Below are 20,533 nucleotides of genomic sequence, written 5' to 3'. Positions count from 1 at the left end.
GCCCGAGTGACGGCTCGGGGGCACGCATCAGCCCTGCGTGGTCGACAGCAGGCTGCGCACCGCCTGGATTTCCGGCAAGTCGCTGCGGCGCATGTATACCCGCAGCGGCTCGCTGATATTGATCCGGTCGTCGATGTTCTGATCCAGCAGCAGCTGGATCTGCTCGCGCTTGAGGCTCATGGCCTGGTCCGACACCGGCGCCCAGACAAACTCGTGGGCCGGCACGATGGCGTCGTCGGCCACGTCCATGCCAAAGGAGTCTTCGCTGAAGCGCACGATATAGCGACCGGTCTTGCGATTGAAGCCGACAAAGCCCTTGAGCTGGTCGGCAGCCTGACAGATGAGTTCGGAGGTGATGCTCATGGTAAACCTCACTAGAGTCCCGCAGGACAGGTGATCAATGGTCTACACGCGAGGCAAGGTACAGCGGAGTTTTCAGGGCCTCCCTCTGATGGGGAAACTGCAGCGCCCAAGAGTACTGCAAAGCGCCGGAAAAAAGCGCTGAAAAATGCAAATGAGAGGGATTTATGTCGCTCTGGAGATAGCACAAGCGTCATCGAGTTGTTAAAAGATATCCCCTTGCACACGCCCCCACGAAAGGATTTCGAGCATGCCCGCGACCTTCACCCCTTGTGCCCTGATGCTGGGCCTGATGCTCGCTTGCGGACTGGCCCAGGCCTCTGAACAGCCTGGCCCGGACGCCCTGGCCGCTCGCCAGGGGATTCCACAGCCAGCGGTGATCGCCCACCGCGGCGCCTCTTTCGATGCCCCCGAATCCACCGCGGCTTCCTACACGCTGGCCCGGGACCTGGGCGCCGACTACCTGGAAATGGACCTGCAACGCAGCAAGGATGGCGTGCTCTTCGCCCTGCACGACAACAACCTGCAACGCACCACCGACGTGGCGCAGAAATTCCCCGAACGCAAGGACAGCCCGGCCAACGCCTTCACCATGGCGGAACTGAAAACCCTCGACGCCGGCAGCTGGTTCAACCAGGCCCACCCAGAGCGGGCGCGGCCGGGCTTTGCCGGGCTGAAGATCCTCACCCTGGATGAAATCATCGACATCGCCCAGGGCAATGCGCAGCACAAGCCCGGGCTGTATATCGAGACCAAGGAACCCCAGCTGTTCCCCGGTATCGAGCACGACCTCAAGGAAAAACTCCAGGACCGTGGCTGGCTGAGCCCGGCCGGTTCCAAGCTGGCGAAAAGCGAACTGGCGGTGGGCCAGGGCAAGGGCAAGGTGGTACTGCAGACCTTCGACAAGCACAGCCTGGAACTGCTGCACCAGGCAATGCCCAACGTGCCGAAAGTACTGTTGCTTTGGGTCGCGCCCGGTAGTATCGAACCCGCGTCCGGCCAGAGCTTCGCCAGCAGCGGCGAAACCGACAAGGCCGCGTTCTATGCCCGGCAGCAGCCCAAGGACCAGGCCGAGTTCAAGCGCTGGGTGGATTTCGCCAAGGCCCAGGGTGCCATCGGCACCGGCCCTTCCGCGGCCCTGACCGGCGGTGGCGAGCAGAGCTACTCGGACCTGGTGCAACCCTGGATGAACCAGTACACCCACGACCAGGGCCTGCTGGTGCACGTCTATACCATCGACGAGCCGGTGGACTTCAAGAAGGTCATGGATGCCGGGGTCGATGGCATCTTCACCAACCGCAGTGCCGAACTGCTCAAGTACTTCAAGCGGCCGGCCAGTGCCAGCGTGGCGCAATTGCTGGACGCCAGCGGTTACTGAATGACGGTTTCGCACTGGCACGGCGAGCTCTGGCTGGGCCGGGATTTCGGCCTGATCCACGGGGCGATGGGGCCAACCGAGCCCCATGCCCACTATGCCCATCAGCTGATCATCGCCCCCGGGCAACCGGTCACGGTGGCGCTCGCGGGCGGGCTGCAGAGCGCTCATTACCTGTTGATCCCGGCCTTGCAGCGCCACGCCATCGTTCAGGCTCCCGAGCAGGCCTTCACGGTGTACGCCGAGCCGCTGCTGATCGCCGTCGAAGACCTGCAAGCATGCGTCAGTGGCGCCGCCCCCTCACTGCCCGGCCTGGAAGCGGCGCTGCGCCGTTGCCCGCGCCAGCCCGTTGCCGACCCACGTGTAGCGCGGGCACTGCACGCCGTGGATGCCGCCCTGGAGGGCAAGGTGGCCGCCGCGCAACTGGCGGCCCGGGCCCATGTATCCCTGAGCCAGCTGGAGCGTCTGTTCGCCCGTGACGTCGGCCTGCCGGTAAGGCGCCTGGTGCTCTGGCGCCGCCTGCGCCTGGCCATGGCCCTGGTGTTGGAGGGCCAGACCCACACTGGCGCGGCACACGGCGCCGGGTTCGCCGACAGCGCGCACTTCTCCCGCACCCTGAAGAGCCTGTTCGGCGTCACCGCCAGCCAGGCCCTCAAGCACCTCAAGCCTCGCTTGCTGGTCTGACGCGCCGGCGCAACTGCTCGGGCACCACGGGTTCTGCCCCATAGCGCTGGGCCTTGAACGGCTCCAGCAACTGCGGCCAGTAATCCACCGGGTAGTCGGCACGGCTGCCAATCCCCAGGTCGCCCTGGCGCATGCAATAGTCATCACGATAAAACGCGGTGCCCAGCAGCCAGTCCCAGAGATTGAAGAACAGCCCGAAGTTCACATCCCCGGCGCGTCCGTACTTCATGTGGTGAAAGCGATGCACCGGCGCCCAGGCGAAGATCCAGCGCAAAGGCCCCAGGCGCATGTCGACATTGGAATGCTGCAACAGCAGCTGGACGGCAATGGCCAGGGCCAGCAACTGCGCCACCGGCAGCGGGATGCCCAGCAACACCAGCGGCAGCAGCCCGGCCGAAGCTTCGATCAACTGGTGCAGGGGATGCTTGAGCAAGCCATTGAAACCGTACATGCGCTGCACACTGTGATGCACCGCATGCAAGCGCCAGAGCCAGGCCAGGCGGTGGCTGGCGTAGTGGGCCAGGGTAATGCCGCAATCGGCGATCACGATGGCCAGCAGCAACTGCCCCCAGAGCGGCCAGCCCCGGGGCCAGAGCCCATCATGGGCCAGCAGCGCCACCAGCCCGGGCAACGCCAGCAGCCCCAGCGCATTGAGGCTTTCATTGACCAGGACATGCAGGCTGTCGCGCAGCCGGTCGCCTTGGGAACGGTTCCAGCCAGACTCATAGGGCAAGCACCATTCCGCCAGGAACGACACCCCCAGCGCAGCCCCGAACACCCCCAACAACCCGCTGGCAGACGCCGGCCCAGCACTCATCCACCACACCCCGGCGCCGATGAACCCGGCAAACACCAAGGGTGCGTACAACCATGCAAGCATTCGTTTCATTTGCTGCAGCTCCTGTAGGGAAAACCGCAGCTTGCGACCCGATGCCGGGGCGCGGCTTGAACAAACGACGCAAAGAGTGACCTGAATTAAGGGTGAATTAAGTTGCGTTGGCTAACCTGTGCCCATCGAAACCCATCACCCCAAGGAATCAACCCATGACCAAGTTCTCCGCCCTGTTCGCAGCCGCCGCCCTGACCCTGACCGCTGGCCTGGCCCAGGCCGATGTGCGCCCGGACCTGATCCCCGGTCTGCTCAAGTCCGGCGCCATCATGGACCTGGAAAAACTCAACCAGGCCGCCCTCGCCCAGCACCCGGGCACCACCGCCGCCAGCATCACCGACACCGAGCTCGAGCAGACCGCCACTGGCGCCTACGTCTACCAGGTGGAACTGCGCGACAGCAAAGGCATCGAGTGGGACGTGGACCTGGATGCCAAGACCGGCAAGGTCCTGAGCAACAAGCAAGACAAGTAACCCCCCGCCCCTACAAGGCCGCGCCCCGCTTCGGGAGCGCGGCCTTGTGCGTTGGGGCGTGCGGATCAGTCAGGCACTGGTGCTGACCAGGGAGCCCGCAGTACTGCTCTGGGATTGCTGCAGGGCCTGGAACAAGGCCGCGGTGGCGGTCTGCAACGAAGCGCTGGTGCTGGCCACCTGAGCCTGGGCTGCCGCTACTTGCGCGGCCTTGGCATCGGCACTTTCCTGCTTGCTCTGCGCGGCCTGCAACTGCTGCTGTTGCTCCTGCAATTGCTTTTGCAGTTCAGCGATCTGCTTGCGCAACTGCTTGACCGAGTCGCTGCTGGAATCATCGCTGCTGGAACTGCCGCCGGCCGCGCCAGCACCCGTGGCCGGCGCCTTGGTCGCGTCGCTGGCAGCAGTGGTACTGGCGGTGGAGGTCGCTGAAGTGTCGCTGTCCGAACTGCCGGCGATGCGGGTCTTGCTCGGGCTGACCTGGGTCTGGTTGATCGCGATGGAAGTGATGCTGACCATGGTGTGAGTCCTGTCGGGTGTGAAGATACCCGGTCATCGACACCCGCCCCGGCCACTTGAGAGTGATCGTGTATCGGCCTGGTAAGCAGGCCGATACACCCCGGCCGGCCTCAGGCGCTCAAGCGCGCCGTGACCTCGCTCAACTGCCCCGACAGGCCGTGCAGATTGCGGCTCGCCGCCTCGGTGCGCTGCACGTTGTCCAGATTGGTACTGGCGATGGACGTGATCTCGGTGAGGTTGCGGGAAATGTCCTCGGCCACCGACGTCTGCTCCTCGGCGGCGGTCGCGATCTGCCGGTTCATGTCGCGAATCGCTTCCACCGCTTCGGTGATGCGCTCGAGCATGGCCCCGGCTTCGGTCACCTGCTGCACGCTCTGCTCGCTGCGGGACTGGCCGCTCTCGATGGCCTGGGCCGCATCCACGGCCCCGGTCTGCACGCTCTGGATGATCTGGTTGATCTCGGTGATCGAGGCCGCGGTGCGCTGCGCCAGGCTGCGCACTTCATCGGCGACCACGGCAAAACCGCGCCCGGCCTCACCGGCCCGGGCCGCTTCGATGGCCGCGTTGAGGGCCAGCAGGTTGGTCTGTTCGGCAATGCCCTGGATCACTTCCAGGACCTTGCCGATGCGCCCGCTGTCGGCCTCCAGCCGGCGGATCACGGTGGCGGTGTTGGCAATCTCGCCACGCATCTGGGTGATGCTGTGGATGGTCTGCTGCATCACCTGTTCGCCCTGCTGCGCCGACTGGTCGGCATCGTCTGCGGCACGAGCGGCGTCGGCGGCGTGGCGCGCCACTTCCTGGGCGGTGGCGGACATCTCGTTCATCGCCGTGGCCACCTGGTCCGTGCGGTTGAACTGCTCGTTGGTGCCCTGGGACATCAGGGTGGCGATGGAGTTGAGCTCGCCGCTGGAACTGTCCAGGTCCGAGGCACTGCGCTGCAAGCTGGCGAAGGTCTGGGCCAGGAAATCCCGCAGGGTGTTGGCGGCCATCGCCAGCTTGCCCAGTTCATCCTGACGCTCGCTGGCCACCCGCTGGGCCAGTTGGCCGCGGCTGAGCTGGGCGACATAGTCGATCAACTGACGGATCGGCTGCACCAGGCTGCGATTGACCAGCCACAGGCTGAGCAGGCCGATCAGCAAACCGGAAGCCAGCATCACCAGAATACCCAGCCACACCGTGCGGTCGGCCGCTGCACTGATCTCGGCGGACTGCCGGTCGCCGTGCTGGCGCAGCTCGGTCACCAGTTCGCTCATCTGCTCGCTGGTGGCCCGGTCCACGCCCTTGACCGCGGCATCGCCGGCACTCGGATCGGCACCGCCGGCCACATAGGCATCGCGGCCCTTCTGGTAGGCCGAACCCAACTGCCGGTGCTCATCCGCCAGGCGCTGCACCCGGCTCTTGAGGGAGGCGTCCAGCCCGGGGGTCTGCACCAGCTGGCCGAGGATGTTCTGCACATCGCGCTGGCGGTCTTCGAACTGCTGCCAGTACTTGTTCAACTCCTGGGGCTGCTTGCCCCGCAACAATACGTTCTTCCACTCCTGCACCTGGCTCTTGAACTGCAGGTTGGCCTCGTCGATCAACTGCGAACTGCGCAGCGGACCTTCAATCAGCTCGCGGTAGCTCTGCACGCCACCGGACAGCAAATGAAAACTCGCCAGGGCGATCAACAACATCGCCAGCAGGCTACCGCTCAGCAGGGCAAGGATTTGCGCTCTCAGGGATTTTTGCAAAAACATCGAGGAGATCTCATGGCAGGGATAGAGCAGGCCCGATGAAGGCATGCGTAGTGCCGAACATCCCTCTAAGGCGCATTCGAGAGGGGTCGAATGAGTGCAGCGTAGGAGTGTGATCGGCCTGCGCAAGACAATCTTGAGTGCCGCCGACCATCGGTATGACGGGCTCCATCATGCACTTCAAAACGTCACAAAAATGTCAAAAAGCCTTGCCATGATGGGGCTCAAGTGAACCTGAGAAACCCGCGCCAGGCACTGTCCCTCCTGCGAGACTCCATGAACCACAGCATCGACCAGAGTCACCGTGATTCCGATCTGTTCGGCCTGCTCTACGGTTTCAGCTTTCGCCCCGGCGAACGGGGCCGCGAACTGGACTCGGCCAAGGCCCTGCAAGCCCTGCAACACCCCGAGGACAGCGAGGAGTTCCTCTGGCTGCACCTGAACCTGGCTCACGCCGCGTGCGAGCGCTGGATGAAGTCCCACCTGCAATTGCCCGACGAATTCTTCGAGGCCCTGCACGAAGGCTCGCGCTCGACCCGCATCGAACAGGTGGATTCGGCCCTGCTGGCGGTGGTCAACGACGTGGTGTTCAACTTCGGCAGCATGGTTTCCTCGGACATCTCCACCCTCTGGGTCTGCGCCCGCAGCCGCCTGATCGTCAGCGCCCGCCTGCAGCCGCTGCACTCGGTGGACAAGCTGCGCTCCTCGGTCAAGGCCGGAGAACGCTTTCGCTCGCCCCTGGAACTGCTGGTGCACCTGCTAAGGGACCAGGGCGAAGTGCTGACCCAGATCGTGCGCCGGACCAGCCTCAGCGTGGATCAGATCGAGGACCAGTTGCTGGCAGCCCGGGTCTCCACCAACCGTGCCGAACTGGGGGCCATGCGCCGGGTGCTGGTGCGCCTGCAACGGCTGCTGGCCCTGGAGCCGGGCTCGCTGCTGCGCCTGCTCAACCGCCCGCCGCAATGGTTGCAAAAGGAAGACGTCAAGGAGCTGCGCAAGTCCACCGAAGAGTTCGCCCTGATCATCAACGACCTCACCGCCCTGGGGGAGCGGATCAAGCTGCTGCAGGAAGAGATCGCCGCCAACCTCAACGAACAGACCAACCGCACCCTGTTCACCCTGACGGTGGTCACGGTGCTGGCGTTGCCGATCAACATCATCGCCGGTTTCTTTGGCATGAACGTCGGTGGCATTCCGTTCTCCGGCGACCCGGAGGGCTTCTGGATCCTGGTAGCGCTGGTGGCCACTTTCACCGTGATCGCCGGGCGCTGGGCCTTTCGCAAACGCCAGGACTACTGACTCCACCTTGTAGGAGCCGGCTTGCCGGCGAAGGCGTCCGCCAAGGCAGGTGCTTGGCTTGAGGGCCTCTTCGCCGGCAAGCCGGCTCCTACGGGATGAGCGGGATGGAGGGATGGAGGGATGGTCGTGCGTGATCGATCTGATCAACGCAAGGGCTCAATTGCGCAAACCATGACCTGAGGCAGTCTCCCTGTAACATTCAGCAACGATCATGGACGCCATTCCTTCCAGCAACAGGATTGTCCAGCAATGGCCACCCCGTCCCTGACTGCCGCTTCGTCCAACCTCGACAGCAAACCGCAACTGGATAAAAAGCCCGGCCCCTTCACCCTCGTCGCCTTCTTCGCGGTGCTGGCCATGGGCTTGCTGTTCACCGCCTACAGCCTGGTGCACGACATGCACGAGCTGGGCACCACGGTCACCACCTGGACCCCGTTCCTGCTCCTGGGCGTGGCGTTGCTGATCGCCCTGGGCTTCGAGTTCGTCAACGGTTTCCATGACACCGCCAACGCCGTGGCCACGGTGATCTACACCCACTCGCTGCCGCCGCAGTTCGCGGTGGTCTGGTCCGGCCTGTTCAACTTCCTCGGCGTACTGCTGTCCAGCGGCGCGGTGGCTTTCGGCATCATCGCCCTGCTGCCGGTGGAACTGATCCTGCAGGTGGGTTCCTCAGCCGGTTTCGCGATGATCTTCGCCCTGCTGATCGCCGCCATCCTATGGAACCTCGGCACCTGGTGGCTGGGCCTGCCGGCTTCGTCTTCCCACACCCTGATCGGCTCGATCATCGGTGTCGGCGTGGCCAATGCCCTGATGCATGGCCGCGACGGCACCAGCGGCGTGGACTGGGGCCAGGCCACCAAGGTCGGCTACGCCCTGCTGTTCTCGCCCCTGATCGGCTTCGTGTTCGCCGCCCTGCTGCTGTTGGCCCTGCGCCTGTTCGTCAAGAACCGTGCCCTGTACAAGGCACCCAAGGGCGACGCACCGCCGCCCTGGTGGATTCGCGGGCTGCTGATCCTGACCTGCACCGGCGTGTCCTTCGCCCACGGTTCCAACGACGGCCAGAAAGGCATGGGCCTGATCATGCTGATCCTGGTGGGCACCCTGCCCATGGCCTACGCCTTGAACCGCACCATGCCCGCCGACCAGTCGCTGCAATTCGCCGCGGTGGCCGAAGTCACCCAGCAGGCCCTGGTGAAGAGTGCCCCGCAAACGGCGCCGGCCGATTCCCGCGCGGTGCTCTCGGAGTACATGCGCAGCAAGGAAGCGACACCGGAACTGATCCCCGCGCTGGCCGCCCTGACCGGCGCCATCGGCACTGAAGTGAAGGGCTACGGTTCGCTGGCCAAGGTGCCCGCCGAAGCCATGGGCAACGTGCGCAACGACATGTACCTGACCAGCGAGGCGATCCGCCTGATGGACAAGAATCAGGTAGGCCACTTCGACCAGGACACCCGGGACAAACTGCAACTGTTCAAGCAACAGATCGACAACGCCACGCGCTTCATTCCGCTGTGGGTGAAGATCGCCGTGGCCATCGCCCTTGGCCTGGGCACCATGGTGGGCTGGAAGCGCATCGTGGTCACCGTTGGCGAAAAGATCGGCAAGACCCACCTGACCTACGCCCAGGGTGCCTCGGCGGAAACCGTGGCGATGCTGACCATCGGCGCGGCGGACATGTTCGGCCTGCCGGTGTCCACCACCCATGTGCTGTCCTCGGGGGTGGCCGGGACCATGGTGGCCAATGGCGGCGGCTTACAGATGCGCACCATCCGCAACCTGGCCATGGCCTGGGTGCTGACCCTGCCGGCGGCGATCCTGCTGTCCGGCAGCCTGTACTGGTTGTTCACTCAGCTGTTCTGAGGGGCATGCCTCCCCCTCTGTAACCGCTGCCGAGCCTGCGAGGCTGCGAAAAGGCCCGCGGGGCCTTGCCTGGCGATCCCTCGCCAAACCTGCAGCAGCCTCAGGCTCCCAGCGGCTACACGAGCAAGAAGGTCAGGAAGGGAACAACTTGCTCAGGCAACTGAGCTTTTTCTTGTAGGAACGCCGGGCCTCCAGCGCTTCTTCCAGGGTCACCGCGACAAAACGGGCCTTCTGGTTGGGCTGCATCTGGCCGATCAGGTCGAGGTCGGCGCTGATCACCGTGCCGATCATCGCGTAGCCACCACCGGACACCGCGTCCCGGTGCAGGACGATGGGTTCGAGCCCCGCCGGCACCTGGATCGAACCGATGGGATAGCAGCTGTCGACGATGTTCGACGGATCGGAACCGGCACCGAACGGCTGCTCCCGTGGCTGGAAACTCAAGGCGCTGCCGCCCTTGAAGCGATAGCCGATGCGGTCCGCCTCCGAGCCCACGGTCCAGGGTTCGGCGAAGAAGCTGGCCTTGGCCGCCTCGCTCAAGCGCTCGTAGTACAGGCCCGGCACCACCCGCAGGGTGATTTCGCCCCCCAGGGACTGGCGCAGCGCCATGGGCAGACTGGCGCCCGGGCGGCTCTTGCCGCTGTCCACGCCCACCGGCAGCTCATCACCCGCCACCAGGCGCCGGCCCTGGAAACCACCCAGGGTACCCAAGGCGTAAGTCGAGCGGCTGCCCAGCACCAGCGGCACATCGATGCCACCGGCCACCGCCAGATACGCCCGGGCCCCGGCCTTGGGAAAGTCGAAGCGCAGCACTTGCCCGGCCTTGACCGCAAAGGCGGTGTCCAGGTGCATGTCCACGCCATCGAGCTTGGGGGTCATGTGGGCACCGCAGACCGCCACCAGGGCATCGGTGCTGAATGCAAGCTCAGGGCCGAGCAAGGTGCACTCCAGCCCCGCTGCCCCCGCCGGGTTGCCCACCAGCTGGTTGGCGGCGCTCAGGGCGTACTGGTCCAGGGCCCCGGACGGCGGAATCCCCAGGTGATAGAAACCTTCGCGACCCAGGTCCTGTACCGATGTGGCCAGGCCCGGTTTGATGACCTTGATCATGCCAGCACCTCCTGCAGCGACGTGGGATAGCCGACCGGGTCGGCGAGAAAGGCATCCAGGGAAAACTCCACCTCGCGGATGCGCAAGTCGAAACGCCCGGCCTCGACCTCGGCCACGGCAAGGTCATAGGCCTGGCGGTCAATGGGCTTGAACTGCACGATGTCCCCCGGACGGAAGAACACCATGTGCTGCTTGAGGTAGGCCAACTGTTGCTGCGGGTCGTAGATCGGCGCCGGGGTGACGCCGAACATCTGGTAGCCGCCGGCACCGCGCACCGAGTAGATGCAGCCGAAACAGCCGCCATGGCCCAGGGTCAGTTTGGGCGTATCGGTGCGCGGCCGCAGGTACTTGGGCACCTGCAGTTGCCGTTCACGTTCGACCATCTGGAACATGAACGGCAGGCCCGCCACAAAGCCCACCATGGAGACGAACCAGGGCGCGCCGCTGTGGGCGGCGATAAAGGCTTCGACATCCGCCAGGCCGTTGATCCGCGCCGCGTACTCAAGATCGGTGGCGCTGGGGTCCTGGTGCCGGTCGCGAAAACGCATCAGGGTTTCATGGGTCCAGGGGTCGTTGTAGAGCACCGGGATCTCGATGATCCGGGTATGCAGGCTGCGCTCGGCCACCGCGCAGGCCTCGGCCTGTTGCACCGCCTCCAACAGGGTGTGCGGGGCGATGCGGTCCGGGTCGAAGCGGATCTGGAACGAAGCATTGGCCAGGCACACATCCAGCACGCCATCCAATTCCAGGCGCTCCACCGCGCGGGTTACCGCCATGCCCTTGAAGAAGGCTTCCAGGGACATGCTGTCGCTGACTTCGGCGAACAGGTGCTCGTCGGCACCAAAGCTGTAGCGGATCGGCTGGCTCATGCGACACCTCCGGCGCGGCGCTCGGCCAGCCAGGTTTCCAGGGTTCCCGTGTGAAAATCGGCCTGCTGCAACCAGGGTTCGGCCAGCAGTTCACGGTGCAGCGACAAGGTACTGGCCATGCCGGTCAAAGTGGTGTGTTCCACGGCCAGCCGCGCCCGGGCCAGGGCCTCGCCACGGTCACGGCCGTAGACGATCAGCTTGGCCAGCAGCGAGTCGTAATAAGGCGGCACAGCATAGCCCGGGTACAAGTGACTATCGACCCGTACCCCCGCCCCTTGCGGCCAGATCAGTTGCTCGACCTTGCCCGGACTGGGGAAGAAATCCCGCGCCGGGTCTTCGGCGTTCAGGCGCAGCTGCAAGGCCGCGCCGTTAAGCCGGATATCACTCTGGCGCAAACCCAGGGGCTCGCCCCCGGCAATACGCAGCATGGCCTGGACCAGATCGATGCCGGTGATCAGCTCGCTGATGGGGTGCTCCACCTGGATCCGCGTGTTCATCTCGATAAAGAAGAACTCGCCGGTGCTGTCGTCGTAGAGGTATTCCAGAGTGCCCGCGCCCTGGTAGCCCAGGGCTTGGGTCAGGCGCACGGCGCTGCTGCACAACTGCTCACGCTGCTCGGCACTGAGTACCGGCGAAGGCGCTTCCTCGAAGATCTTCTGCCGCCGCCGTTGCAGCGAACACTCGCGTTCGAACAGGTGCACCGCGTGTTTGCCATCGCCCAACACCTGGACTTCGATGTGCCGCGCACGGCCAATGAAACGCTCCAGGTACACTGCGCCGTTGCCGAACGCGGTCTGGGCTTCGCGTTGCGCCCGAGGGAATTCCTCGGCCAATTGCGCCGCGTCCCGGGCCAGGCGAATCCCGCGCCCGCCACCGCCGGCACTGGCCTTGATCAATAGCGGAAAGCCCACGACTTCAGCGGCCGCCAGCGCACTGTCCAGGTCGAAGAGTTCTCCTGGGGAGCCCGGTACCACCGGCACTCCCGCCGCCTGCGCGGTGCGCCGGGCTTCGGCCTTGTCACCCATGCGGCGGATGGTTTCGGCACTGGGACCGACGAAGATCGCCCCGGCCTCGACCACCGCCTCGGCGAAGTCGGCATTCTCGGAAAGAAAGCCATAGCCCGGATGTACCGCGTTGGCACCGCTGGCCTGCAAGGCACCGAGCAGGGCCTGGACATTCAGGTAGCTCTTGTCGGCCCGCGCCGGGCCGATGATCTGCACTTCATCGGCCATACGTGCGGCCATGGAATCGGCATCCGCCTCACTGCAGGCGGCAACGGTGGGAATCCCCAGGGCCTTGGCCGCGCGAATGATGCGCACGGCAATCTCGCCACGGTTGGCCACCAGCAATTTGTTGATTGATCCAGTCATGCCCCGGCCCTCACTGTTCGAGCGTCGCGACGACCTGACCCGGTTCCACCGGATCACCGTCTTCCACCAGAAAGGCGCTGACTTGACCCGCGCTCCCGGCGGTCAGTTCGGAAAACTGCTTCATGACTTCGATCAGGCCGATCACGGTATCGGCGCTGACGCTGTCGCCGACCTCGACGAAAGGCGCCGACTCCGGGGTGGCCTTGCGATAAAAGGTGCCCGGCAAGGGGGTGATAACACTGTATTCGGCCATGTCTGTTCCTTTTGGAATAGTTGTAGAAAGGCAGGCAAAAAAAACAAAACCAGATGAACCCCGCGTCTGTGCGCGGTGCTTCGTGTCGATGCGCCTCAACGCGGTGCGCGGACCTCGATACCGGCCTGATCCAGCGCCGTTCGGGTGGCCTGCACCAGGTCCAGGGCGCCGGGGGTGTCGCTGTGCAGGCAGATGGAATCGAACTCGAGGAACAGCTCCTCGCCTTCGACGGTGCGTACCAGGCCGGTCTGGCAGGCGCGCAGCACCTTGGCCGCCACGGCTGCCGGGTCCAGGGCGCGGACGTTGCGGGTAAACACGATGGAGCCGCTGAGGTCGTAGTCGCGGTCGGCGTAGAACTCGCGGATCACCGGCTGCCCCAGCTCCTGGGCCACACGCCAGATCACCGAATTGGGCATGCAATACAGCAGCAACTCGGGCTCCAGCCGGCGCAGGTTTTGCACCAGCAGCCGCGCCGCTTCCTCGTCCCGGGCCAGGTGCATGTAGAGCGCACCATGCGGCTTGATGTGCTGCAGCTTCACGCCTTGTACCCGGGCCATTTCCCGCAGGGCGCCAAGCTGATAGAGCATGTCGTCCACCAGCTCCTGGGCCGGGGCATTGATGTGCCGGCGGCCGAAACCCACCAGGTCGCGAAACCCCGGATGGGCGCCGATGGCCACCCCCAGGCGCTTGGCCTGTTCGATGGTGCGGCGCATGGTGCCGGGGTCGCCGGCGTGAAAGCCGGTGGCGATATTGGCCGAGCTGATAAAGCCCATCAGCTCGTTGTCGACGCCATCGCCGATGGTCCACGGGCCGAAGCTCTCGCCCATGTCCGAATTGAAATCCACTGCCTGCATCACTGTTGCTCCAACTCTCGTGACTTCGTGCGACGAAAATTAGAGCGCCCTTGACCCCTTGGGAAGATCTATTATCAGATAGAGCTTGTTCTGAAAAACAGATAAAGCTAACAGGCAGCGTGATGCGTGACGGCGCAGGCGCTTGCACGATCGCTTTCGCCGGCAAGCCGGCTCCTGCAGCGTTAGAGGGGAATGGGCCGTGTCGTTGACCTTGCGCCAGGTGCGCTATTTCGTTGCTACCGCCGAGATCGGGCAGATTTCCCAGGCGGCGCTGCACTTGAATATTTCCCAGTCGGCGGTGACCACGGCGATCAAGGAGCTGGAGGCGATGCTCGCCGTGCAGCTGTTCGTGCGCTCGGCCCAGGGCATGAACCTGACCGATGCCGGGCGGCATTTTCTCAACCGCGCCTACGTGATCCTGCGCAGCGTCGAAGATGCCCTGAACAGCCCGTTGCCGGACTATCGGGCCAGCGGCGTATTGCACCTGGCGGCCAGCTACACAGTGATCGGCTACTTCCTGCCGCACCACCTGCAGCGCCTGCAGCACTGGCACCCGGACGTCACCATCGAGCTCCATGAACAGGAACGCCAGGCCATCGAGCAAGGCTTGCTGGAAGGCCGCTTCGACATGGCAGTGGTACTCACCGCCAACCTGACGCACCCGGACATCGTCTCGCAGACCCTGTTCAACTCCGAGCGCCGGCTGTGGCTGCCGGCCCATCATCCGCTGTGCGAGCGCAGCAGCATCAGCCTGGCGGACGTGGCCGAGGAGCCGTTCATCCTGCTCACCGTCGACGAAGCCGAGCAAAGCGCCATGCGTTATTGGGAACAGGCCGGCCAGCAGCCCCGGGTGCGCGTGCGCACCAGCTCGGTGGAAGCGGTGCGCAGCATGGTGGCCAACGGCAGCGGCGTGGCGATCCTCTCGGATCTGGTGCACCGGCCCTGGTCACTGGAAGGCAAGCGTATCGAGACCCTGAGCCTGAGCGATGCGGTCACGCCCATGAGCGTGGGGCTGGCCTGGCACCGCGAGCGTACCTTCACCCCGGCCATGCAGGCCCTGCGCGATTATTTCCACGACGCCTTCCTGGCGCCCCAGCAACTCAGCGCCCGGCGCTGAGCGTGTGGCCCCGTCACCTGCTGAGCCGTTCGCAGCCTGCGCCAGCGGCTACAGGGTGATTCAGGGGCAGGTCCAGCGTTGCGCGGCGGCGGCGATCTGCCCGGCCAACTGGGCGATGGCCTGTTGATGGGCCTGGACCAGGCTGTTCAGTTCCACACCCGCCGGCTGGCGGATCTGGCTGCTGCAGGTCAGGCTGCGGGCCGGGCCGCCCTCACCCCGCTGGCGCAGGCTCCAGACCACATCGATCAGTGCATAGCGCCCGGGCAGGGACTCGAAGCGCCGCACATCGGTCTGCAACGACAGCACCGGGCGCCCGGGCTGCTTGGGCAGGCCTTCAAGGTTACGGGTACCCAGCTTCTGCTCCATCTGGCTGGCCAGGGCGTCGTGGAACTCATCCACCAGCGGCGCGCTCCAGCGCTGGGTTTCGAGGATCGCCAGGGTGCCGCTGTCCTGGCGCACCACCAGTTGCGGCTGGTCCACCTGGACCGGAATCCGCACCGTGGACATTTCGAACTGCGGGCCCCCGGTGCGGGCCGCGCTGCTGCCTTCGGCCACCGGTGGCAGCAGGGTGTAGTAATGGGTGGGCGCGGAGCTGCAGGCGGCAAGTCCCAGGGTCAGGCAGAGCAACAGGGCACGGGTTTTCATGGCTGGGCTTCCGGTACGGATTCGCGAACAGAGGAGGATGGCGACTGGTAGGCATCCGGTTGATTGTCTTTGAGGCGCCCGCGGATCAGCGCTTCAGGATGACGCCCGAGGAAATCGCTGAGCACCCGCACCGAACGCGCGGTGCGCTGCACTTCCTCCATGGCCTGGCCGAGTTTCTGCCGCTGCGGCGAGTCTTCGGAGAAACTCTCGTTGGCGCTGGCCAGGGTCTTCTTGGATTGCTCCAGGGTGTCGCGCATCTGTGGCAGCACTTCGCCGTTGACCTGTTTGAGGGTCTTCTGCATCTCCGCCAGGCTGCCATTGAGGTTGGCGGCAATGGAGTCGATCGGCAGCTTGCTGATCTTGTCCACCACGGCCTGCAACTGCTCCTGCAACTTGTCCATGCTGCCAGGCACAGTGGGAATCTCCAGGGGCCGTGCGGTAGCGTCATAGGCCACCGGCTTGGCGTTGGTGACAAAGTCCAGGGAGATGTACAGCTGGCCGGTCAGCAGGTTGCCGCTGCGGGGCTGGGCGCGCAGGCCGTTCTTGACGAAGGCGCCGATCAGTTTCGCCGAGCGGGCGTCGTCTTCGCCGCCGGTCTGCTTCACCAGCTTTTCGTGGGCCTTGCCCAGCCGCTCGGGGTAGATCACCGCGCCGACCAGGGTCGGAAAATACTTGCGCTGCTCGTCGTAGTCCAGGTCCATGGACACCACCTTGCCGATGTTCACCCCGAGGAACTCCACCGGGGCATTCACCGACAGGCCGCGCAAGGCCTGGTCGAAGCGCATGCGAATGTAATAGGGCGCGCCGTCGGGCGGCGCCAGGGCGGTGTCCTGGTCGCCGAACAGGGTGTACTCGGCGTTCTCGTCAGCCGGCTTGGCGTTGGGGCTGTACTTGGGTTCGACGAAGGCAATGCCGCCGGCGAGGATCGACGACACCGACTCGGTGTTGACCTTCAAACCGTTGGCGCCGAGGGTCACGTCGACGCCGCTGGCGTTCCAGAAACGGGTGTCGGTGGTGACGTACTTATCGTTGGGCGAGTTGACGAAGATCTTCACGTCCACGCCCTTGCCGCTGTTGGCCAACTGGTAGGACACCACCTGCCCCACCTCAATGCGCCGGTAATAGACCGGCGAGCCGATGTCCAGCGAGCCCAGGTCATCGGTGTGCAGGGTAAAGCGCTTGCCTTTCTGCCCATAGGTGATGGGCGGCGGGGTTTCCAGGCCCTTGAAGCTGTCCTTGCGTTTTTCCGACTTGCCGGCATCGGCGCCGATAAAGGCCCCGGAAAGCAGGGTGTCGACCCCGGAAATGCCATTGGCGCCGATTCGCGGGCGCACCACCCAGAACAGCGAATCGTCGGCGGTGAAGGGTTCGGCGGACTGGTCCAGCTCGACCTTGGCCACCACCTTCTTGCGGTCGTCGCTCAGGGCGATGGAGGTCACCTTGCCGATCACCACGTTCTTGTACTTGACCTGGGTCTTGTTGGCTTCCAGGCCTTCGGCGGTCTGGAAGCTGATGCTGATTTCCGGCCCCGCCGAGAGTGAGTTGTGCACCACCATCGACAGCCCCACCAGGGCCGCGACAATCGGCACCAGCCACACCAGCGAGACATTGAAACGCCGCGTGCGCAGCGCCGGAGCGCCAGGAACGGGCGGGGGATTTGCTGCGTTGGAACCTGGATGATCAGACATCTTCAACCTCTGCGTCCCAGATAAGCCGGGGATCGAAACTCATGGCCGCCAACATCGTCAGCACCACCACCAAACCAAAAAACAGAATACCCATGCGCGGGTCGATCGAACTCAGGGCGCGAAACTGCACCAGGGCCGCCACCAGGGCCACCACCAGCACGTCGAGCATCGACCAGTAGCCGATCAGCTCGATGAAACGATAGAGCTTGGCCCGCTCGCGCTGGGCCCAGAGGCTGCGGCGCTGGCAGGTCACCAGCAGGGTGCCGAGGACAAAGAACTTGCTGCAGGGCACCACCACGCTGGCGATGAAGATCAGCAGGGCGATGTCCCAGGAACCGTGTTTCCAGAACTCCACCACGCCGCTCATGATGGTGTTTTCACTGGCGCTGCCAAAGATGCTGGTGTGCATCACCGGCAGCAGGTTGGCCGGAATGTAGAAGATCAGGCTGGCCAGGAGAAAGGCCCAGGTGCGCGCCAGGCTGTTGGGCTTGCGCGCATGCACCGGCGCATCGCAGCGCGGGCATTGATGCTCGGACGCCTGGCAGACCTGGCCACAGGTGTGGCACAGCATCAATTGGTGGTCCCGGGCGTAGGGCGGAGCGCTCATCAGTAGCGGCCCTCCAGGTCATCCCAGAGGTAGCGGATGTCCTTGCCGGAAATCAGGATGATCAGCACCGTGAGCATCGCCAGGGCCCACAGCCCCAGCCCCGGATGCACATCGAGCATCCCCGCCAGCTTGACGATGGCCACCAGGATCCCCAGCAGGCACACCTCCAGCATGCTCCAGGGCCGCAGGTGCTCCAGAGCGCGCATGCTGGCCTTGAAGCCGGGCGCGGCGCGCCCCACATTGGCAAACCCCAGCACCCAGCACAGCAGGATGATCTGCAGGCACGGCGCAAGAATGATGGTCAGGCCGGTGATCGCGGCAATCAGGCTGATGCGGCCCTGGGCCAGGGCCTCCACCGATTGCCAGAGGGTCGCCTCGTTGCTCAGGCCTTCGAGGCTGATCTTGATCACCGGAAACAGGTTGGCGAAGACGAACAACAACCCGGCGGTGATCGACAGGGCCAACAGCTGCTGCACACTCAGCCAACGGGCACGGGCCAGTACCGCGCCACAGCGCGAGCACTGGGCCGTCTGGCCTTTGCCGAGCGGCACGGACTCGTACAACGAATCGCAGTGTTCGCAGATGATCCAGTTGCGGGAAATAGTCATGGCCTTCAGATAGTCAGGAGGACAGCAGGTTCACTGAACGGAACCCGAAGCCGGGTATTTTCTGCAAAAGTAGAGGATGGTGTCTAGTTTTCTCTAGGACTGCACCCCACGCTCTACGCCATAATAGGCGCCCCCGGACATTTCGCTGACCATGACCGAATCCATTCCCTCCCCCGCCGCTCCCCACCGAGCCCCCAAACAGTCCCGTGGCCACGAACGGGTGATGGCGATCCTCGACGCTTGTGCCCGGCTACTGCCCAGCCAGGGGGCGGCGAACCTGACCATGCATGGCATCGCCCGGCTGGCCGGTACCTCCATCGGTTCGCTCTATCATTTTTTCAGTGACAAGCAGCAAGTGCTCGAAGCCCTGGGCCAGCGCCACATCGAAGCCCTGAGCACCATCACCAGCGACCTGCTGGCGGTTGCTCCGCAGGTCTGGACGGGGTCCAGTGGCCGGCAAGTGATAGAGCGCATGGTGCTGCCGATACTCGAATACCTGGAGCAGCACCCCGACCTGCTGCTGATGATCAACCCGGGGTTTGCCATGGGCCAGTTGCAGGCCCCGGACCTGCGCCTGCAGATCAAGAGCGTCTATCGCCAGGTCCTTGCGCTGCGCCTTCCCCAGGCCAGTGCCGCCGAGCGCGAGGCCTACGCCATGGCCATGCTCGGCCTGCCCATCGGCCTGTTCCACCTGGCCCTGGAACACCCCGAGTTCAAGAGCCAGCTGCTGCTCGAAGAAGTGCCGCGGGCGCTGGAAGCCTATCTGGCTGCCATCGAAGGGCGGCACCCGGCGCCCTGAAACCGGCTCAGTGAGCCAGGCGCTGTTGCAGCCACTTGTCCCGCAGCACGTCGTAGACCCAGTGATAGACATAGGTGTACGGCAGGAAAAACAGCAGCACGCCGATGTCCAGGATGAACGCCTGCAGCAGGCTGATATTCAGCCACCAGGCAATCATCGGTACGCCCACTGCCACCAGCCCGCCTTCGAACATCAACGCATGCAGGACCCGGGTCCAGCCGTTGTGGACCCACTGCAAGCGCTTGAGCAACCGGTCGAACAGGCCGTTGAACACCACGTTCCAGGCCAGGGCCAACAGGCCGATGCCGATGGTCACCAGGCCCATGTCGGCCATGGGCTTGTCCATGATCCAGGACAGCAGCGGGGTGCAGATCAGCACCGCCAGCAGTTCAAAACCTACCGCCTGGAAGATGCGTTCGTTAAGGGATTTCTGAAGGCTCATGGCCGGCTCCTTGAATGAATGTGTTGCCGATCTTCCAGGACAAGGCCGATACTTCATAATCAATAACCATCGAGCAGGGCGATAGTTCATGGCCTCACATGAAGTGCTCCTGGCGTTTGTCCAGGCAGCCACCCAAGGTTCCTTTTCCGCTGCCGCGCGCAAGCTGGGCAAGAGCCAGTCCACCATCAGCGCGGCGGTGGCCAGCCTGGAGATCGACCTCGACGTGCAGCTTTTCGACCGTTCCAGCCGCAAGCCCGGCCTGACCCCGGCCGGGCATGTGCTGCTGCAGCGTGCCGAAGCAATCCTGGCTGCCACCAGCCGCCTGGAAATGGCCGCCAGCCAGCTGTCCCAGGGCATTGAGGCGAAACTCACGGTGGCGCTGTCGGACACCTACCAGTCGGATCGCTTCGAAAGCAGCCTGAGCGCCTTCGAGCAGCGTTACCCGGACCTCGAGCTGGAATGCCTGATTGCCGAGTGCGAAGACCTGATCGCCCTGGTGCAGAGCGGCCGGGCGCAGATCGCCTTTGCCGAGATGCAGGCCGACTACCCGGCGGACCTGGAGCACAAGACCATGCAAGAGCGCAGTGAGATTTCCCTCTACGTGGCCTGCAAGCATCCCTTGGCGCAGCAGGCCCGGGTCGATGAGGAAAGCCTGCGCCAGCACCGTGAATTGCGTCTGGCCACCGTGCTCAACCCCTACGACAGCCGCTGCCAGGGCCGGGTCTGGTCGGCCCCCAGCTACCTGATGCTGCTGGAGATGGCCCAGGGCGGCTTTGGCTGGGCACCCCTGCCGCGCTGGCTGGTGGAAGGTTTTGGCGCGGGCAAGTTGCAGGAGCTGAACGTGCGTGGCTGGCCGCGCACCGTGGCGGTGGACGCGCTCTGGTCGCGCCTGCACCCGCCAGGGCCGGCGGGCAGCTGGTTGCTGGCGCAGATGCTGCAATGACTGCGCTCACCGGCTCCTGGCCGGCCTCCGCCAGCCGCCCTGAAT

At 64.7% G+C, this 20,533-nt stretch carries 22 protein-coding genes and 1 pseudogene; 8 read left to right on the top strand and 15 right to left on the bottom strand.

Annotated elements, in window-relative coordinates; translation table 11 throughout:
- Positions 1-27: 27 nt before the first annotated feature.
- Positions 28-363 carry a DUF2025 family protein gene (locus M2395_RS21005; protein WP_011062794.1) on the bottom strand — a complete coding sequence of 112 codons (336 nt, stop codon included), beginning with the start codon at positions 361-363 and terminating at the stop codon, positions 28-30.
- A 247-nt stretch (positions 364-610) separates the two neighbouring features.
- On the opposite strand from M2395_RS21005, the gene M2395_RS21000 reads away from it, so the two are divergent.
- Positions 611-1,738, top strand: a complete 1,128-nt coding sequence (locus M2395_RS21000; RefSeq protein WP_019093601.1) for a glycerophosphodiester phosphodiesterase — start codon at positions 611-613, stop codon at positions 1,736-1,738.
- Positions 1,739-2,419: a helix-turn-helix domain-containing protein gene (locus tag M2395_RS20995; protein WP_015636695.1), complete on the top strand. Its 681-nt coding sequence runs from the start codon at positions 1,739-1,741 to the stop codon at positions 2,417-2,419. It abuts the gene before it with no gap.
- On the opposite strand, the gene M2395_RS20990 is transcribed toward M2395_RS20995, so the two are convergent.
- Positions 2,397-3,308 carry a sterol desaturase family protein gene (locus M2395_RS20990; RefSeq protein ID WP_123431330.1) on the bottom strand — a complete coding sequence of 304 codons (912 nt, stop codon included), beginning with the start codon at positions 3,306-3,308 and terminating at the stop codon, positions 2,397-2,399. The genes M2395_RS20995 and M2395_RS20990 overlap by 23 nt on opposite strands.
- A 155-nt stretch (positions 3,309-3,463) precedes the next feature.
- Here M2395_RS20990 and M2395_RS20985 point away from each other — a divergent pair, with 155 nt between their 5' ends.
- Positions 3,464-3,781 carry a PepSY domain-containing protein gene (locus M2395_RS20985; protein WP_011062798.1) on the top strand — a complete coding sequence of 106 codons (318 nt, stop codon included), beginning with the start codon at positions 3,464-3,466 and terminating at the stop codon, positions 3,779-3,781.
- 69 nt (positions 3,782-3,850) lie between these two features.
- Here the strand turns inward: M2395_RS20985 and M2395_RS20980 are convergent, their stop codons facing one another.
- The 3 genes and pseudogenes from M2395_RS20980 to M2395_RS31920 form a co-directional block, all read right to left on the bottom strand.
- Positions 3,851-4,294, bottom strand: coding sequence for a hypothetical protein (locus M2395_RS20980; RefSeq protein WP_123431331.1), 444 nt, complete (start codon positions 4,292-4,294; stop codon positions 3,851-3,853).
- Positions 4,295-4,404: 110 nt separating this feature from the next.
- Complete coding sequence (locus M2395_RS31925; protein WP_370508325.1) at positions 4,405-5,109, bottom strand: methyl-accepting chemotaxis protein; 705 nt, start codon at positions 5,107-5,109, stop codon at positions 4,405-4,407.
- Positions 5,110-5,337: 228 nt separating this feature from the next.
- A pseudogene (locus M2395_RS31920) lies at positions 5,338-5,448 on the bottom strand (hypothetical protein); the annotation flags it as partial.
- An 855-nt stretch (positions 5,449-6,303) separates the two neighbouring features.
- On the opposite strand from M2395_RS31920, the gene M2395_RS20970 reads away from it, so the two are divergent.
- Together M2395_RS20970 and M2395_RS20965 are read left to right on the top strand one after the other, a co-directional pair.
- A complete protein-coding gene (locus M2395_RS20970; RefSeq protein WP_011062801.1) occupies positions 6,304-7,326 on the top strand; it encodes a transporter in 1,023 nt (340 codons plus the stop codon).
- A 249-nt stretch (positions 7,327-7,575) separates the two neighbouring features.
- Positions 7,576-9,186 (top strand): inorganic phosphate transporter, encoded by a 1,611-nt coding sequence (locus M2395_RS20965; protein ID WP_123431332.1) that lies wholly within the window; start codon positions 7,576-7,578, stop codon positions 9,184-9,186.
- A gap of 132 nt (positions 9,187-9,318) precedes the next feature.
- Here M2395_RS20965 and M2395_RS20960 read toward each other — a convergent pair whose 3' ends face one another.
- From M2395_RS20960 to M2395_RS20940, 5 genes are all read right to left on the bottom strand, one after another.
- Positions 9,319-10,293 carry a biotin-dependent carboxyltransferase family protein gene (locus M2395_RS20960; protein ID WP_041119561.1) on the bottom strand — a complete coding sequence of 325 codons (975 nt, stop codon included), beginning with the start codon at positions 10,291-10,293 and terminating at the stop codon, positions 9,319-9,321.
- Positions 10,290-11,162 carry an allophanate hydrolase subunit 1 gene (locus M2395_RS20955; RefSeq protein ID WP_053159833.1) on the bottom strand — a complete coding sequence of 291 codons (873 nt, stop codon included), beginning with the start codon at positions 11,160-11,162 and terminating at the stop codon, positions 10,290-10,292. Before M2395_RS20955 ends, M2395_RS20960 begins: the two co-directional genes overlap by 4 nt.
- Entirely contained in the window at positions 11,159-12,532 is a 1,374-nt protein-coding gene (locus tag M2395_RS20950; protein ID WP_123431333.1) for an acetyl-CoA carboxylase biotin carboxylase subunit, read from the bottom strand. Before M2395_RS20950 ends, M2395_RS20955 begins: the two co-directional genes overlap by 4 nt.
- Positions 12,533-12,542: 10 nt before the next feature.
- Positions 12,543-12,785 carry an acetyl-CoA carboxylase gene (locus tag M2395_RS20945; protein WP_011062806.1) on the bottom strand — a complete coding sequence of 81 codons (243 nt, stop codon included), beginning with the start codon at positions 12,783-12,785 and terminating at the stop codon, positions 12,543-12,545.
- A gap of 95 nt (positions 12,786-12,880) precedes the next feature.
- Complete coding sequence (locus M2395_RS20940; RefSeq protein WP_015636704.1) at positions 12,881-13,639, bottom strand: 5-oxoprolinase subunit PxpA; 759 nt, start codon at positions 13,637-13,639, stop codon at positions 12,881-12,883.
- A gap of 199 nt (positions 13,640-13,838) precedes the next feature.
- Here M2395_RS20940 and M2395_RS20935 point away from each other — a divergent pair, with 199 nt between their 5' ends.
- A complete protein-coding gene (locus M2395_RS20935; protein WP_011062808.1) occupies positions 13,839-14,756 on the top strand; it encodes a LysR family transcriptional regulator in 918 nt (305 codons plus the stop codon).
- 60 nt (positions 14,757-14,816) lie between these two features.
- Here the strand turns inward: M2395_RS20935 and M2395_RS20930 are convergent, their stop codons facing one another.
- Genes M2395_RS20930 through M2395_RS20915 form a run of 4 tightly spaced genes read right to left on the bottom strand, consistent with a single transcriptional unit; the run spans position 14,817 to position 18,304 of the window.
- Positions 14,817-15,401, bottom strand: coding sequence for a membrane integrity-associated transporter subunit PqiC (locus tag M2395_RS20930; protein WP_019093594.1), 585 nt, complete (start codon positions 15,399-15,401; stop codon positions 14,817-14,819).
- Positions 15,398-17,089, bottom strand: a complete 1,692-nt coding sequence (locus M2395_RS20925; protein WP_015636705.1) for an intermembrane transport protein PqiB — start codon at positions 17,087-17,089, stop codon at positions 15,398-15,400. The genes M2395_RS20930 and M2395_RS20925 overlap by 4 nt, the downstream gene beginning before the upstream one ends.
- Positions 17,082-17,696, bottom strand: a complete 615-nt coding sequence (locus M2395_RS20920) for a paraquat-inducible protein A (RefSeq protein ID WP_011062811.1) — start codon at positions 17,694-17,696, stop codon at positions 17,082-17,084. The genes M2395_RS20925 and M2395_RS20920 overlap by 8 nt, the downstream gene beginning before the upstream one ends.
- Entirely contained in the window at positions 17,696-18,304 is a 609-nt protein-coding gene (locus M2395_RS20915; protein WP_015636707.1) for a paraquat-inducible protein A, read from the bottom strand. The genes M2395_RS20920 and M2395_RS20915 overlap by 1 nt, the downstream gene beginning before the upstream one ends.
- Before the next feature lie 151 nt (positions 18,305-18,455).
- Between M2395_RS20915 and M2395_RS20910 the strand changes: the two genes are divergently transcribed.
- Positions 18,456-19,103, top strand: a complete 648-nt coding sequence (locus M2395_RS20910) for a TetR/AcrR family transcriptional regulator (protein WP_072450736.1) — start codon at positions 18,456-18,458, stop codon at positions 19,101-19,103.
- A 7-nt stretch (positions 19,104-19,110) separates the two neighbouring features.
- Here M2395_RS20910 and M2395_RS20905 read toward each other — a convergent pair whose 3' ends face one another.
- Entirely contained in the window at positions 19,111-19,545 is a 435-nt protein-coding gene (locus tag M2395_RS20905; RefSeq protein ID WP_011062813.1) for a multidrug/biocide efflux PACE transporter, read from the bottom strand.
- An 88-nt stretch (positions 19,546-19,633) separates the two neighbouring features.
- Here M2395_RS20905 and M2395_RS20900 point away from each other — a divergent pair, with 88 nt between their 5' ends.
- Positions 19,634-20,488: a LysR family transcriptional regulator gene (locus M2395_RS20900; RefSeq protein WP_015636709.1), complete on the top strand. Its 855-nt coding sequence runs from the start codon at positions 19,634-19,636 to the stop codon at positions 20,486-20,488.
- Positions 20,489-20,533: the final 45 nt, after the last annotated feature.

Source organism: Pseudomonas sp. BIGb0176 (assembly GCF_024810175.1).
GTDB lineage: Bacteria > Pseudomonadota > Gammaproteobacteria > Pseudomonadales > Pseudomonadaceae > Aquipseudomonas > Aquipseudomonas protegens.
This window is presented reverse-complemented; position numbering and strand designations above follow the sequence as displayed.

What these genes read in the sequence shown, in the direction of transcription:
- M2395_RS20950 (WP_123431333.1), bottom strand. Translation starts at nt 12,532, where the DNA reads ATGACTGGATCAATCAACAAATTGCTGGTGGCCAACCGTGGCGAGATT.
- M2395_RS20980 (WP_123431331.1), bottom strand. Translation starts at nt 4,294, where the DNA reads ATGGTCAGCATCACTTCCATCGCGATCAACCAGACCCAGGTCAGCCCG.
- M2395_RS20955 (WP_053159833.1), bottom strand. Translation starts at nt 11,162, where the DNA reads ATGAGCCAGCCGATCCGCTACAGCTTTGGTGCCGACGAGCACCTGTTC.
- M2395_RS20970 (WP_011062801.1), top strand. Translation starts at nt 6,304, where the DNA reads ATGAACCACAGCATCGACCAGAGTCACCGTGATTCCGATCTGTTCGGC.
- M2395_RS20965 (WP_123431332.1), top strand. Translation starts at nt 7,576, where the DNA reads ATGGCCACCCCGTCCCTGACTGCCGCTTCGTCCAACCTCGACAGCAAA.
- M2395_RS20920 (WP_011062811.1), bottom strand. Translation starts at nt 17,696, where the DNA reads ATGAGCGCTCCGCCCTACGCCCGGGACCACCAATTGATGCTGTGCCAC.
- M2395_RS20930 (WP_019093594.1), bottom strand. Translation starts at nt 15,401, where the DNA reads ATGAAAACCCGTGCCCTGTTGCTCTGCCTGACCCTGGGACTTGCCGCC.
- M2395_RS20915 (WP_015636707.1), bottom strand. Translation starts at nt 18,304, where the DNA reads ATGACTATTTCCCGCAACTGGATCATCTGCGAACACTGCGATTCGTTG.
- M2395_RS21000 (WP_019093601.1), top strand. Translation starts at nt 611, where the DNA reads ATGCCCGCGACCTTCACCCCTTGTGCCCTGATGCTGGGCCTGATGCTC.
- M2395_RS20960 (WP_041119561.1), bottom strand. Translation starts at nt 10,293, where the DNA reads ATGATCAAGGTCATCAAACCGGGCCTGGCCACATCGGTACAGGACCTG.
- M2395_RS20945 (WP_011062806.1), bottom strand. Translation starts at nt 12,785, where the DNA reads ATGGCCGAATACAGTGTTATCACCCCCTTGCCGGGCACCTTTTATCGC.
- M2395_RS20990 (WP_123431330.1), bottom strand. Translation starts at nt 3,308, where the DNA reads ATGAAACGAATGCTTGCATGGTTGTACGCACCCTTGGTGTTTGCCGGG.
- M2395_RS20985 (WP_011062798.1), top strand. Translation starts at nt 3,464, where the DNA reads ATGACCAAGTTCTCCGCCCTGTTCGCAGCCGCCGCCCTGACCCTGACC.
- M2395_RS20905 (WP_011062813.1), bottom strand. Translation starts at nt 19,545, where the DNA reads ATGAGCCTTCAGAAATCCCTTAACGAACGCATCTTCCAGGCGGTAGGT.
- M2395_RS31925 (WP_370508325.1), bottom strand. Translation starts at nt 5,109, where the DNA reads ATGTCCGCCACCGCCCAGGAAGTGGCGCGCCACGCCGCCGACGCCGCT.
- M2395_RS20995 (WP_015636695.1), top strand. Translation starts at nt 1,739, where the DNA reads ATGACGGTTTCGCACTGGCACGGCGAGCTCTGGCTGGGCCGGGATTTC.
- M2395_RS20925 (WP_015636705.1), bottom strand. Translation starts at nt 17,089, where the DNA reads ATGTCTGATCATCCAGGTTCCAACGCAGCAAATCCCCCGCCCGTTCCT.
- M2395_RS20900 (WP_015636709.1), top strand. Translation starts at nt 19,634, where the DNA reads ATGGCCTCACATGAAGTGCTCCTGGCGTTTGTCCAGGCAGCCACCCAA.
- M2395_RS20910 (WP_072450736.1), top strand. Translation starts at nt 18,456, where the DNA reads ATGACCGAATCCATTCCCTCCCCCGCCGCTCCCCACCGAGCCCCCAAA.
- M2395_RS20940 (WP_015636704.1), bottom strand. Translation starts at nt 13,639, where the DNA reads ATGCAGGCAGTGGATTTCAATTCGGACATGGGCGAGAGCTTCGGCCCG.
- M2395_RS21005 (WP_011062794.1), bottom strand. Translation starts at nt 363, where the DNA reads ATGAGCATCACCTCCGAACTCATCTGTCAGGCTGCCGACCAGCTCAAG.